The sequence below is a fragment of the Desulfovibrio sp. 6_1_46AFAA genome (assembly GCF_000224635.1).
GTDB classification, from domain to species: Bacteria; Desulfobacterota; Desulfovibrionia; order Desulfovibrionales; family Desulfovibrionaceae; genus Desulfovibrio; species Desulfovibrio fairfieldensis.
Map to the genome: position 1 here is coordinate 1 of NZ_JH114308.1, position 1,644 is coordinate 1,644.

A 1,644-nucleotide genomic window follows, 5' to 3' on the forward strand; every position below is an offset into this window, starting at 1 on the left:
AAGGGGCTTTAGCCAGTTGAGCGAGCGTTTGCGAGCGAAACAGAAATCCACCCGCTATCGGGTGGAAATAATTTGTTATACAAAAAACACCTTTCCCATACGATAGAGTTGTTCAAGCCCATCGTAATTTTTAAGGGAAAGGTGTTTTTATATGGGAACTCGAGTTCAAAGTTTAGCCCACACAAAATGGTTGTGCAAGTATCACATTGTCTTTTCTCCAAAATACAGGCGGAAAATAATATTTGCCAACATTCGAGAAAGTATCGGAGAAATTCTTAAGGACTTATGCAAATATAAAGGTGTTGAAATTATCGAGGGCCATCTCATGCCGGATCTGGAGTAGCCCCCATTTCGACCGGACACCCCTCTAACTAGGGATGAGGTGCTGGAACTATGGCTGGAACTAGTGCTAAAACAAGTTCAACGGTGGAGATAGTAAACATAACGCCCCGTCGCCGTTGGTCTGTCGGCGAAAAAGTTCGCCTGATAGAGGCCAGCATGGCCCCAGGTCAGTCGGTTTCCCTGGTGGCACGAACGTATGGCGTTGCTCCGAATTTGCTTTACCGCTGGAGAAAGCAGATGAGTGAAGGCGGCAAAACAGCCATTGAAGCCAATGACGAGGTTGTCAGCGTTGCCGAAGTAAAGGCCCTGAAAAAGCGAATCCGGCAGTTGGAACGCGTCCTCGGTAACAAAACACTGGAAGTTGAAATCCTTAAAGAAGCTGTTCGCATTGGCCGCGAAAAAAAACTCATCTCGCGGCTGCCCTTGTCCGGCGTGGAGGATTTCCAGTGAAACGGGTCACAGACGCCCTGGCGGTGTCCCGATCCAACACCTATGAGCGTAGCCGCAGCCCACGGCCTCGCCCGGAACGATACAACAAAGCGGAAGACGCATTTCTTCTACCGCTGATCGTCGAACTTTTGGGCGGACGACAGACCTATGGCTATCGGCGTATCCAGCGGCTGCTAAATCGGCAACTGATTGCCGGTGGGCGCACCCCGGTCAACCATAAACGTGTATACAGAATAATGAGGCAGAACAACCTGTTGCTGGCACGGTTTACTGGCAGCCGACCTGACAAGCCCACACGGGCAAGGTTTCCACACTACAAAGAAATCAGCGTTGGTGCTCTGACGGGTTTGAAATTGCCTGCGACAACGGTGAGCGGGTGCGCGTTATTTTTGCCCTAGATACTTGCGACCGAGAAGTGATGGCCTATTCCGCCACCACTGGTGGGTACAGTGCTGACATGGCGCAAAGCGTCATGCTGGCATGCGTTGAAAAGCGGTTTGGGGATGTCAAAACATTGCAGCCAGTTGAATGGTTCTCCGACAACGGATCCTGCTACACGGCGAGAGAAACAATAACTTTTGCCGCCGCGCTGGGCATCGTCAGCAAGTTTACTCCATCTCGCAGCCCCCAAAGCAACGGTATGGCTGAAGCTCTCGTCAAAACATTCAAACGGGATTACGTCTTCTGCAACGATCGATCGGATGCCGAAACTGTGATGGCGCAGCTTTCCGGTTGGTTTGAAGACTATAATGAAAATGCCCCACATAAGGCCCTCCGGATGCTCTCACCTCGTGAGTTTATCCGTTCATTGCAAAACGTTGGAGTGTCCGGTTTAGCAGGGGGCAACTCCAA

General features: G+C 50.9%; 2 pseudogenes. Both read left to right on the forward strand.

Features of this window, described 5'->3' with window-relative positions:
* Positions 1 to 151: 151 nt before the first annotated feature.
* A pseudogene (gene tnpA, locus HMPREF1022_RS17775) lies at positions 152 to 334 on the forward strand (IS200/IS605 family transposase); the annotation flags it as partial.
* Positions 335 to 393: 59 nt separating this feature from the next.
* A pseudogene (locus HMPREF1022_RS17780) lies at positions 394 to 1,628 on the forward strand (IS3 family transposase).
* Positions 1,629 to 1,644: the final 16 nt, after the last annotated feature.